Origin of the sequence: Moraxella sp. CTOTU47618 (assembly GCF_032017425.1) — a bacterium.
In the GTDB taxonomy this organism is placed as follows: domain Bacteria; phylum Pseudomonadota; class Gammaproteobacteria; order Pseudomonadales; family Moraxellaceae; genus Faucicola; species Faucicola tetraodonis.
This window is the reverse complement of the sequence record NZ_DALZPW010000001.1, coordinates 362,607-377,370: the sequence shown is the minus strand read 5'-3', so window position 1 is coordinate 377,370 and position 14,764 is coordinate 362,607. Positions and strand designations below refer to the sequence as shown.

Here is a 14,764-nt window from a genome sequence, read left to right as displayed (position 1 = left end):
TGGCCTAGCTCAATACCTGCGCCAACGTATCTAAAAAACGGTTAATTTCTTCAGGCAAACCCACACTCACACGTATCCAGGCTGGCAGACCGTAACCAACCATCGGTCGCACTACCACGCCTTGCTCAATCAATGTTTGGTAGATGTCCATGCCATCGCCGACATTAACCATCACAAAATTGGTAGCCGATTTGACATAGACGACACCTAAGCTATCCAAGCCATCATACAAGGCTTGTTTTTGCTCATGGTTAAACGCCAAATATTGGTTAATAAAATGTTGGTCTTTAATCGCTGCTGTGGCGGCGGCATGCGCCAATGTACTGGTATTAAACGACTGGCGCGTATAATTTAAAATCTCAGCAATGCTTGCGCTGCTTACCGCATAACCAATGCGTAAGGCTGCCAGTCCATAAGCTTTGGAAAAGCTACGTAGCACAATGACATTGTCATACTCTTGGGTCAAATCTACACAGCTGAGCGTTGGCACAAATTCGATGTAAGCTTCATCAATCACCACCAACACCTCCGATGGCACTTTTTTGATGAATTTAATCAGGTCATCTTTGGCGAGCACGGTGCCGGTGGGGTTGTTGGGATTGGTGATAATCACCATTTTACAATTGGCGGTTTGATTGATAGTCTCAAGCATCGCAGGCAAATCATGAGCAAAATTTTTGGCAGCGACTTGTTGGGTTCGCTCATTGATACCCAAAGACGCCAATTCGTAATCCGAAAACGCGTATTGAGAATACACGATCACATCATCGCCATCGGCAAAGCTTGCGGTAATGTTATTGAGTAATTCATTAGAGCCATTCCCCAACACAATTTGTTTTGTTTCGCAGCCCAAAAAATCGGCTAACGCCTGTTTAAGCCCCTGCCCTGCGCCATCGGGATAACGCGATAACTCACCCAATTTTGACGTGATTGCCAAGGTCACGTGTGGCGAGCAGCCCGTTGGGTTTTCATTGCTCGCCAATTTAACGATGTCACCCAAGCCATACTCACGTGTCAGCTCTTCATTGGATTTATCCATTTCATAAGCTTTTAACTGCTCAATACTGTGATTGACCGATTGGATCGTCATATCAAAACCTTTAGTTGATGATTGATACTGATAAAATTTTATTGCCAAAAACGGTTAAATCACCGCTTTTGGATAAGCGCCTAATACCCGTAAATCTTTGACTTGGGGGCGAATTTCAGCGAGGGCGGCTTGCATATTGGCATCGTCAATATGACCGAGCATATCAATAAAGAACACATAAGCCCATTTGTTTGGACGCTCTGGGCGGGTTTCGATACTGGTCATCGATACGCCATGTTTTGCCAGTGGCTGCAGTATTTGAATCAGCGCGCCCGCCTGATCTTTGGCTGCCACTAAAATCGAGGTTTTATCTTGACCTGACGGCGCTACTGCTTCGCGGCCAATGATTAAAAAACGTGTGGTATTGGACGGGGTATCTTCGATGTTTTCAAATAGTTTGTGCAAATTATATTCGCTTGCTGCCACTTCCCCTGCAATCGCGGCTGAGTGCCACTCATTTTTGATACGCCGCGCCGCTTCACCATTGCTAGAGACTGCCACACGCTCGACATTGGGATAATGGGTATCTAACCATTGGCGGCATTGGGCGAGCGCTTGGCTGTGGGCATAAATTTTTGAAATCGCGCCCACTTTGGTATGCTCACCTACCAAAAATTGATGATGCACCGGTAATTCTACCTCACCAATGATTTTCAGATCGGAGGATAAGAAGCCATCGAGGGTATGATTGACCACGCCTTCTGAGGAATTTTCCACAGGGACGACGCCATACATCGCAGAGCCGGCTTCCACTTCACGAAACACATCAGCAATGGTCGATAGCGGCACGGTCGTGGCGGCTTTACCAAAATGCTTTAGCGCTGCCATGTGAGTAAAGGTGCCTGCAGGGCCCAAATAAGCAATTTTTTGTGGGGCTTCTAAGTCTAAACACACTGACATAATTTCGCGGAATAAACGTGCCATTTTATCGGCAGGGAGTGGACCCTCATTACGCGCCATCACTTTTTTTAGCACCTGCGCTTCTCGCTCTGGGCGATAAAAAATCGGATTGTCCTCTTGCGTCTTTTTGGCTTTGGCTACTTGCACCGCATAGCCTGCTCGCTCGTTGATTAATCGCTGGATTTTTTCATCCACTTCATCGATTTTTTGGCGAAGTCCAATTAATTCATCATTGCTCATCGTTTGTTCATTCATAAAATTACAACTCAACAGTCAACACTGACCTGCGCGATAGGATTGAGGGTCATAAATCACAGGCAGCCTAGCTTGAAATATACCTTGAAATATACAAAGTTACCAAATGGCTTTATAGCAGAAATTGCCTAATACTAGCACAAATCACGCCTGTTAATCGAGTTTCGCTCGGCGCTTTTTCATCACAAATAGTGATATAGACACAATATTTTTGGCATACCCTAAAAAAAATTGGATTTTTCTGCTTGGTGCTTAACAAATACTTGCAAAATAGAAAAAAAACTAGCGATCGTCACAATGTTTGTGATAGCTTTTGACATAGGTTAAACAACATTGAATGAAACCATACTATTTTGTCCCTGAACCATTTTGTCGCTGATAGGTTATCAGAGACATGCAGCAATTTGACATTTAGGAAAGTACATGACTAGCAGCTTAAACCAACTAAAAATGATGACAACCATTGTGGCAGATACTGGGGATTTGCAAGCGATTGCCCGCTTAAAACCAGTCGATGCGACCACCAACCCAAGCTTGATTACCAAGGCATTGTCAGCGCCACAAATGCAGCCTATTTTAATTGAGACATTAAAAAAACACCCCAATGATATGGATGCGGTGATTGATGAGCTCACCATTTATATCGGCACCGAAATTTTAAAACTGATTGATGGTCGTGTTTCCACCGAAGTGGATGCAAGGTTGTCTTATGATACCGATGGCACCATTGTCAAAGCGCAGCAATTTATCAAAGCCTATGAAGCCGCTGGGATTGATAAAAAACGCGTACTCATCAAAATCGCTGGCACCTGGGAAGGCATCCAAGCCGCCAAAGCGCTAGAGCAACAAGGTATCCATTGTAATGTGACGCTGCTATTTGGCTTGCACCAAGCCCAAGCCTGTGCCGATGCCGATGTTACCTTGATTTCGCCATTTGTCGGACGGATTTTGGATTGGCAGAAAAAAGATGAAGGACTCGATAGCATCGAAATCAGTCGTGATAAAGGCGTGAGCTCAGTCAAAACTATCTATCATTACTTCAAACAGCATGGCTACACCACCCAAATCATGGGCGCGAGTTTTCGCAGCATTGAGCAAATATTGGCATTGGCGGGTTGTGATTTATTAACGATTGCGCCTGATTTGCTAGACCAACTTGCCACGATGGACGTCAAAGTCGAGCGTCAGCTATTCCCAGACATGAAATTTATTGACCTCAAAAAACAAACCCTCGATGAGACCCAATTTGCCGAGCAGCATGCGCTTGATCCTATCAGCCAAGCGTTATTATCTGCTGGTATTGAAGGCTTTATCCAAGCTAGAGAAGCGTTAGAGCAAACCTTGAGAGGCTTGGTTAACTAAGTGTTGTTAATTAAAGCTTTATTCATTAAAACTTTAATGGATGAAGCTTGGTTCATTAAATTTTTGTTAGCGGCTAATCATGTCCTTTAGTCATGATTAGCCCCATGCCACCCCACTAGCCTTTAGCTTGCAACACGGTATAAAGTGGTATAGCAAGCGGTTGATGCAAATCCACCAAATCAAGCAATACAAGTGCGCCTAACACCTGATGCCCTGCGGCTTCACAAAGTCCCACTGCAGCGCTCAAAGTACCCCCTGTCGCCAATATATCGTCCACTAACAACACATTAGCGGGCGCAAGTCCCGCCTGCATCTCTAAAGTATCACTACCATACTCTAGCGCATAGCTTTTATTCGCCACAGGCGGGGGCAGCTTGCCTTCTTTGCGTACCAGTACCATGCCTTTGCCTGTTCGACCCGCCAACAGGCTAGCAAAAATAAACCCCCGTGCTTCAATGGCGCCAAAGCAATCAACCGCATCGAATACTGGCTGTGGTATCGCTGCCAGTAACGCATCAATTACCGCATTGATGTGAGCGCGCAATAATGGGGTGATATCATAAAACGCAATGCCTTGTTTGGGAAAATCAGGTACCACTCTGATGATTTGCCAAAATGGATGTGGTGAATCAGGGGTGATAGTCGGCTGCATAGGATTGACCCAGTTAAGTAAAAAATTAAGTAAAAGTAAGTGTTAAGTAAAAAGTAAGTAAAAATTGCTCAAGCGTGCCTCATTCTAGCAATTTTTTCCTGCTGAGCCAATCAGGGTCATGGATGGCGTTAAGCCTTTACTTTAACCATGATTAATAGGCTAGGCTTGGGCGAACTGATTTAAAAATTTGCGGTATGGGATTGAATGTTGCCTGTCATTGGCTTGCTTGTTTCAGTGCATACTTGTAAACTATCGCAAGTTAAATTTTTAGGTAATTGCGTAAGTTTTGCATGGTTAACATACTGCTCGGCATTGTAATTGCAATTTTTATCCTTATCTTCAATAGCAAAAGTTACCACTAACATAGGGAAAGTTACCAATGAAAAAATATCAATGTATCGTGTGTGGTTGGGTGTATGATGAGGCATTGGGCTGCCCAGAAGAAGGCATCCTCCCAGGTACACGCTGGGAAGATATTCCCGAAGATTGGACTTGCCCTGAATGTGGGGTTAGCAAAGTGGACTTTGAAATGATTGAACTATAATAAATATAATAGGGTTTTATTATGCAATCAACTAACAATGCCGATAGTGCGAGTGTCGATAGTGCCAGCGACAATAGTGTAAGCTTAGACAGTATCAATTCAAATGATGCGCCTATTGCGCAACTGTCAAATACAGAACCACAACCTGTAATCATTATTGGTTCAGGAATGGCGGGTTATACGCTAGCGCGTGAGCTCAGAAAACTAACGACTAGCTTGCCTATTGTCATGGTGTGTCAAGACAGTGGTGATAGCTATGCTAAGCCAACCTTGTCAAATGCCTATGCGCAAAACAAACTTGCCGATTCTATCGCCAATGCGAGCGCGGCAAAAATGGCAGAAACGTTAAACCTGACCCTATTAAATTTTCATCAAGTCACTGATATTAATGCCGATGAACAAGTTATTGAGGTTCACTCGCTAGTCAATGAAGCTTCTCAAACAACGCTTGCTTATCGAGATTTGGTATTGGCAACAGGTGCGCATTCTAGAATGTTACCCAATCTAGCGGTCAATCATCAAACCATTTTTGCCGTCAATCATTTAGATGAGTACAAAAGCTTTCAGCAGCGCCTCAACACCTTAAAATCTCAAAAATCAGCGCCGGTTAAGGTAGCGATTATTGGTGCAGGGTTGATTGGTTGTGAATTTGCCAATGATTTGATTGGTCAAAATACAGATAACCAGACCGCTGACATCACAGTAGCTCTCTTTGATAAAGCGGCACGCCCACTGGCTCAGCAGCTCCCTAGCGAAGCGGGTATCATGCTACAAGACGCTTTGACTCAGTCAGGGGTGACATTTTACTTAGGCACTGATATCACCAGTATCACGACAAACCTTAATAAAAATATTACTACAAATATTGAAACAAGCGATAATGCAACCGTGACCATCTCGTTTGACAGGGATAAGCAATCACAAACCTTTGAAGCGGATATTGTTTTGATAGCGATTGGTTTGGTGGCTAATACTGACCTTGCTGCATCAGCGAACATTGCCATAGCATCGTCACAGCACATCAATCCTACAATAACCCATTTGCCAAGAACAGTGCAGCAAGGCATCAAGGTCGATGCCTATCTAGCCACATCGGCAAAGCATATTTATGCCGTTGGCGATTGTGCCAACGTGATGGGTAGCTACATGCCCTATGTCATGCCATTGATGAACCAAGCCAAAGCCTTGGCAAAAACCCTAGCTGACCCTAACATGGCGCCGACCAAAGTGGCGTATCCTGCCATGCCAGTGGCTATCAAAACACCTAGTTTACCTTTGGTGGTATTACCTGTATCAGGGCAGTACAGTGACGATCAACTGTATTGGCAAACGACCCCAACCACTGATGGCATGGTCATGACCGCCCATCCAAAAGATGATCCTAATAGCATCTTAGGGTTTGTATTAGCCGGTAAAGAAGCAGCGAAACAGCGCTTAACGTTAACCAAGCAAGTGGCGGATTGGCTGTCTTAGTAACTATATTAGTTGCCACGCTGGTGCAACGCGTCATCTAATGCGGCAAGTTCATTCAACACCCCACTAGCAGATTGATATTTTTGGAATAAATTATGGATTTAGCCAAATTTAATTTTGAACCCTCAGTGATTACGGACTTTATGCAAAGTGCCATCATTGATATTGGTGATGAATTACAACTGTGTGTTGAAGTTGGTGGCAATCCTGATCATCCGCCCTTGCTGCTGATTATGGGCTTAGGCTCGCAGTTGGTGTTTTGGCCAGATAGTTTTGTCAAAGGCTTGATTGATGCAGGCTTTTTTGTGATTCGTTTTGACAATCGTGATATCGGGCTATCCTCAAAAATCGCCCGACCCTTCCCCCGTTTTCCTATCAACAATGTCAAAATGATGCTGCGTATGCAGGTGGGTTTGACGAACCGTCATTTTCCTGTGGCGTATAACTTATTTGACATGGTCGAAGATACCCGCCGCTTGCTTGATAAATTAGCGCTGAACAATGTGTATGTGGTGGGGGCATCCATGGGCGGGATGATTGCGCAAATTTTGGCTGCCAAATACCCAAAACGCGTGTCGACACTGGGTCTCATGTTTACCAGTAACAACAAGCCATTTTTACCACCCACCAAGCCAAAGCAGTTGCAAACCCTACTGTCACATCCCAAAACCACCCAAATTGATGACGTGGTCGCATACGGCGTGTGGTGTATGCAGCGTATCGGCTCACCCAAACATGTGGATGAAGAGGAAGTAGAACGGCTCATTCGTTTGCGGTTTGAACGTAGTTATCACCCACGTGGCGCGCTTCAGCAGCTGCAAGCGATATTAGCCACTGGCTCTATTGTTAAATTCGACCAAAAAATCAAACAGCCAACCATTATCATTCATGGGGAAAAAGATGGGCTGGTGCCATCGGCGCATGGTCGAGCGATTGCCAAAGCAATTGCGCACAGTGAATTTCATTTGATAAAGGATATGGGACATGATTTGGCAAAACCTTTTGTGCCTTTAATCGTCAAGTTATTGGTTGAGCATTATTTTAATCACAATAATCCCTAAATATTATTTAATCTTAAATTAATAACCATTGATATATAGACCTTTTTTAAATAGCATCACACCTTTGTCAGTTCGATTTTTGGCAAGGTTAATTATATAGGCAACATCATAGCCTTTTAGTCTATAGTCTTGATTATCTATTGTTGAAGTCAATTCACTGCTAACGCCAAAACCGAATTTTTTGCTATTTTTTGCTTTAATTTCAAAAATGTGTGTACCTTTGAAAACATGGGATTTACAGTATTCTAGATTGTCAAAGGTACTATCAAAACATAACTCATTTAAATGAGAATAAATTTCAATTGTGTTTTGGCTAATGTTGGCAAAGACAAACTGTTGCGGTAATTGGTCAAACCGTTTTAAAGATTTTTTCGCCCCTGTTAATGCAAGGTACCCTAACCAAAATACTACCCCAGTAAATGGATTAAATAGTATCCACAAAGCAGTTGTTATTAAATCATGGTTAATTTTAAATGCTAACGAGCCGATGACATAACAGAAATACAATCCTATGGTGAAACAACTCAAACCAACCAAATACTGAAAATGAAACTCATTTTTCCTGAGTCTTTCCTGATAAATGACAATCGGCAATATTAAGGGAGTATGGGGTTGTAAATCTTCTAATGTTTTTACCATTCATAATTACCCCATTAACCGCCACAATACAAACAGCACTGCAATCACATAAAAAATCGGTGCAAGCCAGCTACTCACCTGCCAAACGGCATGACTGGCAATCATTTGCGCGATAAACAATGAACCCACAAACCCAAGCAGCGCCAGCCAATCCTGCTGACGACTTTTGAGCATATCTGAGCGAATTTGCTGTATTTCACGCAGCTGCTGATTTTGGTGGCCACCCAGATTTGACAGACTTTGCAAACTGTTATCCAGCAATTGTGGCATGTCATTGAGACTCAGTAACAGTTCAGGTAATTGCTTGCGTAGCTCACCTATTTTTTGCATCGGGTCAAATTGTTGCTTCACCCACCCTGTCAAAATCGGTTTGGCGAGCGACCAAATATCAAGCTCAGGATATAAATCCCGTCCCAGACCTTCCACATGCACTAGGGTTTTAAGCAGTAGCATTAATTGCGGCGGTATGTCCAAATGATAGCGACGCGCAATATCAAGCACCGACATGAGCACGCCTGCAAAATCAATATCGTTGATTGGCTTACTAATCATCGGTGACACGGTGCGGCGCATATCGCGCATGAGGGCATATTTATCGGTATTGGGTGGAATCCAGCCTGCCCGCGCGATAATATCCACTAGACCGGTAAAGTTATTGTTTATCACCGATAATAAAAGCCTTGCCACAATCATTTGGTCAGCTTTAGATAGCTCGCCCACGATTGAGCAATCAAGGGCAATATAGCGGGGATTGGGATTTGGGGTATCGGCTGGCAGCGTTTCAACAAACACATTGCCTGGATGCATATCGGCATGAAAGAAATTATCCCGAAATACTTGGGTGAAAAAAATCGTTAATCCTTTTGCCGCAAGTGCCGCCCTATCATATCCAAGCGCATCAAACACTTGGGTTTGCGAAATCGGCACCCCAACAATGCGCTCCATAATCATGATGTTTTTGCTCGCTTGATACACTTCAGGCACATACATCATCGATGAACCCAAAAAGTTGTTACGCATTTGGGTGGTATTGGCAGCTTCAAGGGTTAAATCAAGCTCATTGAGCAAGACTTGCCGATAATCTTCAACGATATCGATAATATGTACGGCACGCGCCGCTTCAATCCGTGCCGATGCCCACCCTGCCAAATCGCGCAATAATTCAAAATCTTCAATAATCTGTTCACGGATGGTTGGGCGAACTATTTTGACTACCACTTCACGCCCATCATGCAGGCGTGCGGTGTGTACTTGCGCGATGGATGCCGCCGCTAACGGTGTGCCATCAAATCTAGCAAATAACTGGTTGATAGTTTGCCCCAAACCGCCTTTTTTTGTCGATTGTTCAATTTGCTCGATAACTGTATCGACACTAAAGGGTTTCACCCTGTCTTGCAAATGCACCAACTGCTCAATAATCTCAGGGGTGACCAAATCACGACGGGTGGAAAGCAGCTGCCCTAATTTTAAAAACAGCGTGCCCATCTCTTCAAGCGCCAGCCTAACCCCGTCTGGATGCGGTTTTTGAAAATAGCTGGCAGGGTGCATACGGATAAGTTTGGCAATAGGCTCAAGCTGCGGCGTCTCTTCAATAGGCAGATGGGTATCAACACGATAATGAGCGGCAATGCGCCACAGTTGTAAAAGACGTTTGCGATGATTTAGTAACACGTTGGCAACTCGTTAGAAAGCTTATCAATGGTGGGAATTCTAGCATGATATAAGCAATTTTTTAATGGTTAAAAAAAAGACGGGGATTTAACCCGTCATTTTGATTGTGCAAAAGCAACTTTTGCAATGGATTTACTTTTACAATCTACTTTTGCAATCTACTTTCTCAATAAGGCCGCTTGCTGTTGCTTGATGGCATCGAGTCTGGCTTGTTCACGTTCAATATCTGCCCGCAGTTTTAGTAGCTGTTGCTTTAATTCATTGCCTGTATTGTCATCAGTACTTGCATCGTTGGTTTTCCACTCTCTGATATTGGCAATATCGGCAAACATCTCTTTGGCAGGTGCAGCGATTGTGCCTTTTAGGTTGGCTAACAGATTAGACAATTGACTTGCCATCGGCAGACCAATCAAAGGTTGCAGTTTACCAATGATATCAAGGTCAAACCCAGCGACTAATTGTTTGACTTGCATCAGCACTTTATAATCGCCCTCAATCGGCAGATTGCCTTGTGGGTCACCCATCAAATTGAGCAAATGCACAGGATTGTCTACCTTGACCATACAATCAGGTTTGCTTACCACAGCGCTACCCTTAGGTTCAAAAACATCAACCGTCACAGGCTCAAAGCGGATATGGTCATCATTAAAAATCGTATCAAATTCAATGGCGGGCTCTGCCATCACTAGGCGCAAAACTTTACCCGATAACGGTTGTAACCCTGCTTGGGTGATGGGGTCGGTAGTAATGACAAGATTGATAACTTTTTCAATCCCTGCAAGCAATAAAACTGTAAACATTTTTTACCTTTTAAGTTAAGGGATAAATTCTGGGATAGTATAATTTTGAGCAGTTTTCTTTAGCAATTTTATCATGTCTAAATTAATTAAACTGTTATCTAATCTAATATATGTATCTGCTTGAATGAAATAATAGTTATTTATCGATGTACGAAAATACAGGTGGATTGCTTGTACATCTTGCCATTTTGCGTACTCAGTTTTATGACGGTTAAAAACTTTGATACCAAAGTCGTCTAGCACGATATAAGGTTGATTTTTATACAGTTTAACTTTGTTAAAATAACTCGTCCAAATTCCAATTAAACTAAAAATAGCAACTAAAAATACAAGTATCGAAAACCCTTTGTTAGTTTCCGAAATGGTCAGCAAAATAACTTGCAAGACCATTAACCCTACAGTCATATAAAAGGTAATTCGTTGATTAATTTTTTTTATACTCGGTAAATCAACAAAAAGTTCCTGTTTCATCAATTACTTTTTAAACCCACGATGTACCGCCACGATACCGCCTGTTAGGTTGTTATAGTCACAATTGACAAACCCTGCGTCTTCCATCATGCCTTTTAGGGTGCGTTGGTCTGGGTGCATACGGATAGACTCTGCCAAATACTGATAACTTTCGCTATCATTCGCCACCAATTTACCCATGAGTGGCAATGCGGTAAACGAATACAAATCATACACTTTACCAAATGGCTCAAACACCGGTTTTGAAAATTCCAAAATCAGCAAGCGACCGCCTTTTTTGAGCACCCGATACATGGAGCGCAGTGCCGCGTCTTTGTCAGTGACGTTGCGTAGCCCAAAGCTGATGGTCACCAAATCAAAACTTTCATCTTCAAATGGTGCCAGCGTCTCAGCGTTGGCAAGTACAAAGTCGACGTTACTACAACCTGCATTGAGCAGACGCTCACGACCGACCTCTAGCATCGCTTCATTGATATCGGATAATACCACATGACCTGTGCGCCCCACCTCTTTACTAAAGGCTTTTGCCAAGTCACCTGTGCCGCCTGCGATATCTAATACCCGTTGACCTGCACGCACGCCCGTTAGGCTGATGGCATAGCGTTTCCACAGACGATGAATACCCAGTGACATTAAATCATTCATGATGTCGTATTTTTTAGCCACAGAGGTAAACACTTCTGCTACTTTTTGTTGTTTTTCAGCTTTTTTGACGGTTTTGTAGCCAAAATGGGTCTCTTCATTGCCATCAGTGGCTTCAGTGTGCGGATTGTCGATAGCTGATTTATCAAAACTACTAGTTGATTGCGCTGACAACTCATTGGGGATAGCGTCATTTGGGGTAGCGGATGCAGGGCGAGTGAGCTGCTGACCTTGGGGCACGGATTCTGGCAAATCAGCTGTGCCAGTAAATTGACGGTTGATGGTGGTGTCAGCTGTCAGTGACTGTTGTACTTGGCTATTGAGTTTGTCATTGGCTTGGAGGCTGTCTTTTACCAAGCTGTCTTGGATTGAATTATGGTTATTGTCGTTCATGTGGTTTCCTAGTGAGGTCATCGCCAATCAAGAATTGGCAAAGTTAAAAGCGCAAAGTTCGTGCAAATTTTTTTTCTATTTTATCACTAAACATCAAAAGGATGTTCTTTGCCAGCATGCACATTGGTAATGATTTGCAACTCTTTTTCACAAAATGGCTCGATAAAGGCGCCAATACTTTTAATCGGTTTGATGGCAGCAAAACCTTCGGCGATAAAGTCATATAACGGCTGAAAACCTTTTTTGTACGCTGTGCCTTTGGCGAGTGAAAATGCTTTTTGTAAGATAAATGATTTAAGATATTTATCCGTGCGATAGCACATTTGTTTGAGGTCAGCAATCTGTTGGCGTCTTGCGGACTCTGCATTGACGGACTGATAGGCTTTAATCATGGATGGCTCATCCACGGATAAATGATTTTCTTGTAAATACTGAGCAAGCTGTAAATCAAGCTTAATGGCGTTAATCGCTTCGATGATACCGGCTGCCCCTGTGCTCACGGCATTGGCAGGGATAAATTTTTCTAATTTTTCAGCCTTTTGCACCATGCGCTCTAGCTGTTCAGCGAGCACATTGAATTTTTCGCCCCCATATAGTTGGTCAATTAAAAATTCCCCCATGGCTTGGTTGTTGGCGCTGGCAAATAACGCTTGGTGGGTTTTATGAATACGACCGCGTTGCCAGGCTTGTACTTCACTGAGTTTTTGCGCTAACTGGGTATCGCTGTGGTATGGAAGGGCGCGAAATTGTTTTAAATCTTGTTCTAATTGGCTTAAGCTGCTCATAGGGCCTCGATTTTTTTGCAAAATTTTTAAATTCAAAACAGAGAAACTGCAGTTTATCCATTGTATAAACCCACAGTAAAATGAAGTTTTGTGACGCATTACCTTAATGTAAATCCACCAAAAATACAAATCGTAAATTGTTCACCGGTAGGATAACTGCTATCTTTTAAAAAAATGAAGCGGTCATTAGCAAAATTTCGGGTATTTCCCTAAGAAGGTCGTATGCCAACGCAAAATAGCAACAGTTTAGATAATAGCTTAGATAACAACTTGAATAATAATACAGCCGCGTCTGCACCCACTAATAACACTGCCAAATCTGCCAAAACCGATAACGCTCACAAAACGCCACCTGCGACGCTTGAGGCGCAATTAAGTTTTGACTTAATTACCGAGCAAACCACCCTACGCGAGCAACGGGCTGGCAAAAACTCGCGCGGGTTACTAATCTTGGTGAATGGTATGGAAAATTCGGGCAAAGGCGAAGCGGTCAAAGCGCTAACCGAATGGATGGACGCACGCTATATCAAGGTTCACGCCACTATGGGACAGCATCCCAGCCGCTACCAACCGATTTGGCAGCGTCACACATGGCAACTGCCTAGAAAGGGTGAAATTGCCGTGTATTTTGGCAACTGGTACGCTGACTTGATTCGTTATGTGTTTGACTGTGGCGATGATATAGATGAACAGCGCTTACAGCAAATGATTGAAGATATTGAGGCGTTTGAACAAGATTTGGTCAATAACAACACCGATATCGTCAAATGCTGGTTTTCAGTCGACAACAAAACGCTAAAAAAACGCTTGACCGATGAAGAGCCTGACCCTGAGCAGTTGTACCATTTAGATTGGTTTCGAAAAAAAGATGTGAAACGTTTCAAACGCTTTAGCAGCAAGCTGATGCGCTTACAATCAAGCTGGCACCACATAGATGGACAAGATATCGATGCCTCAAATATCCAATTTGCGAATGTTGTATTAGCAGCGCTGCAAACCATGAACCAACTAGCTGCAGCCAATGATGCCCAAGACAACCTAGCAAAAACTGATAAATCAGCTAACCCTAAAACGGACAAAAATCCTGTTAAACCCACCTCACTGCCTTTTAAACCCACCCCACTAATTGATGAGTTGGTTAGCGTCGAATCCCACGCATTAGAAAAAGCAGATTATAAAAAACAACTGCATAGCAAACAACATATACTCGCTGAACTGATTCGTGAGCGAGGTCAGCGCCATATCATCTTTGTATTCGAAGGTATGGATGCGGCAGGCAAAGGCGGGGCGATACGCCGCATCATTGCCCCACTCGACCCGCGTGAATTTACCATCCACGCTATCTCTGCCCCAACCGAAGATGAATTGAAACACGCCTATCTGTGGCGTTTTTGGACGCGCCTGCCCCATGATGAAATGGCAGATGTGGATATAGCGTATTTATCGCAAAAATTCAAACGCAATAAATGCGTCGCCTTACTCAAACAACGCCTGCATAATAGCCGAGTGACCATTTTTGACCGTAGTTGGTATGGTCGGGTACTCGTTGAGCGTATTGAGGGCTTTGCAAAAGAGGCAGACTGGCAACGTGCTTATGACGAAATCAATCGCTTTGAAAACGACTTGGTACAGAGCAATGCCATTGTGGTCAAATTTTGGCTCGCTATCAGTGAAGAAGAAGAACTTAAACGCTTTAAAGCGCGTGAAGAGACGCCCAATAAGCAGTTTAAAATTACCGATGATGATTGGCGTAACCGCGCCAAATGGCATGAGTACGTGCAAGCCGCTTCCGACATGATTCATTTAACCCACCATAAAAAACGCCCTTGGTATGTGATTGCCACCGATGATAAATATAGCGCAAGACTCAAAATCCTTGACGCTATTATTTCCGAGCTATCTAAGAATTTATAACGCGTTATCTAAAAATTTATAAATTGCTAATAAGCTGCCTTTTTACTATTTTGCTATATCTTAAAACTGTCTACCCAACTTGATGAAAGATAATGATTTTGGTGGACAGTTC

At 43.3% G+C, this 14,764-nt stretch carries 14 protein-coding genes; 5 read left to right on the top strand and 9 right to left on the bottom strand.

Annotated elements, in window-relative coordinates; all coding sequences use genetic code 11:
• Nucleotides 1–4 precede the first annotated feature (4 nt).
• Both hisC and pheA read right to left on the bottom strand, forming a co-directional pair.
• Nucleotides 5–1,090, bottom strand: coding sequence for a histidinol-phosphate transaminase (gene hisC / locus RTS09_RS01690; protein ID WP_312533656.1), 1,086 nt, complete (start codon nt 1,088–1,090; stop codon nt 5–7).
• A 54-nt stretch (nt 1,091–1,144) separates the two neighbouring features.
• Nucleotides 1,145–2,245, bottom strand: a complete 1,101-nt coding sequence (gene pheA / locus RTS09_RS01685; protein WP_050324445.1) for a prephenate dehydratase — start codon at nt 2,243–2,245, stop codon at nt 1,145–1,147.
• A 423-nt stretch (nt 2,246–2,668) separates the two neighbouring features.
• Here pheA and RTS09_RS01680 point away from each other — a divergent pair, with 423 nt between their 5' ends.
• The gene (locus RTS09_RS01680; protein WP_312533653.1) at nt 2,669–3,607 is read left to right on the top strand and encodes a transaldolase; all 939 of its coding nucleotides are present in this window, start codon (nt 2,669–2,671) and stop codon (nt 3,605–3,607) included.
• 115 nt (nt 3,608–3,722) lie between these two features.
• On the opposite strand, the gene RTS09_RS01675 is transcribed toward RTS09_RS01680, so the two are convergent.
• Entirely contained in the window at nt 3,723–4,259 is a 537-nt protein-coding gene (locus RTS09_RS01675) for an adenine phosphoribosyltransferase (RefSeq protein WP_312533650.1), read from the bottom strand.
• Nucleotides 4,260–4,638: 379 nt separating this feature from the next.
• Between RTS09_RS01675 and rubA the strand changes: the two genes are divergently transcribed.
• The 3 genes from rubA (at nt 4,639) to RTS09_RS01660 (ending at nt 7,337) form a co-directional block, all read left to right on the top strand.
• Nucleotides 4,639–4,803, top strand: coding sequence for a rubredoxin RubA (gene rubA, locus RTS09_RS01670; protein ID WP_036589380.1), 165 nt, complete (start codon nt 4,639–4,641; stop codon nt 4,801–4,803).
• A gap of 21 nt (nt 4,804–4,824) precedes the next feature.
• A complete protein-coding gene (locus tag RTS09_RS01665) occupies nt 4,825–6,276 on the top strand; it encodes an FAD-dependent oxidoreductase (protein WP_312533648.1) in 1,452 nt (483 codons plus the stop codon).
• Between the two features lie 95 nt (nt 6,277–6,371).
• Nucleotides 6,372–7,337: an alpha/beta fold hydrolase gene (locus tag RTS09_RS01660; RefSeq protein ID WP_312533646.1), complete on the top strand. Its 966-nt coding sequence runs from the start codon at nt 6,372–6,374 to the stop codon at nt 7,335–7,337.
• Between the two features lie 18 nt (nt 7,338–7,355).
• Here the strand turns inward: RTS09_RS01660 and RTS09_RS01655 are convergent, their stop codons facing one another.
• The 6 genes from RTS09_RS01655 to RTS09_RS01630 all read right to left on the bottom strand — a co-directional run bounded on the left by RTS09_RS01655 (nt 7,356) and on the right by RTS09_RS01630 (nt 12,738).
• Nucleotides 7,356–7,976: a hypothetical protein gene (locus RTS09_RS01655; protein WP_312533644.1), complete on the bottom strand. Its 621-nt coding sequence runs from the start codon at nt 7,974–7,976 to the stop codon at nt 7,356–7,358.
• Between the two features lie 6 nt (nt 7,977–7,982).
• On the bottom strand, nt 7,983–9,647 hold the full coding sequence (locus tag RTS09_RS01650; protein ID WP_312533641.1) for an ABC1 kinase family protein: 1,665 nt from the start codon (nt 9,645–9,647) through the stop codon (nt 7,983–7,985).
• Between the two features lie 158 nt (nt 9,648–9,805).
• Entirely contained in the window at nt 9,806–10,447 is a 642-nt protein-coding gene (locus RTS09_RS01645) for a hypothetical protein (protein ID WP_312533638.1), read from the bottom strand.
• A 15-nt stretch (nt 10,448–10,462) separates the two neighbouring features.
• Entirely contained in the window at nt 10,463–10,918 is a 456-nt protein-coding gene (locus tag RTS09_RS01640) for a hypothetical protein (RefSeq protein ID WP_312533635.1), read from the bottom strand.
• A gap of 3 nt (nt 10,919–10,921) precedes the next feature.
• Nucleotides 10,922–11,953, bottom strand: coding sequence for a bifunctional demethylmenaquinone methyltransferase/2-methoxy-6-polyprenyl-1,4-benzoquinol methylase UbiE (gene ubiE, locus RTS09_RS01635; protein WP_312533632.1), 1,032 nt, complete (start codon nt 11,951–11,953; stop codon nt 10,922–10,924).
• Nucleotides 11,954–12,039: 86 nt separating this feature from the next.
• Nucleotides 12,040–12,738 (bottom strand): DUF8198 family protein, encoded by a 699-nt coding sequence (locus RTS09_RS01630; RefSeq protein WP_007116680.1) that lies wholly within the window; start codon nt 12,736–12,738, stop codon nt 12,040–12,042.
• A gap of 222 nt (nt 12,739–12,960) precedes the next feature.
• Between RTS09_RS01630 and RTS09_RS01625 the strand changes: the two genes are divergently transcribed.
• Nucleotides 12,961–14,652: an ATPase gene (locus tag RTS09_RS01625; protein ID WP_312533629.1), complete on the top strand. Its 1,692-nt coding sequence runs from the start codon at nt 12,961–12,963 to the stop codon at nt 14,650–14,652.
• Nucleotides 14,653–14,764 lie beyond the last annotated feature (112 nt).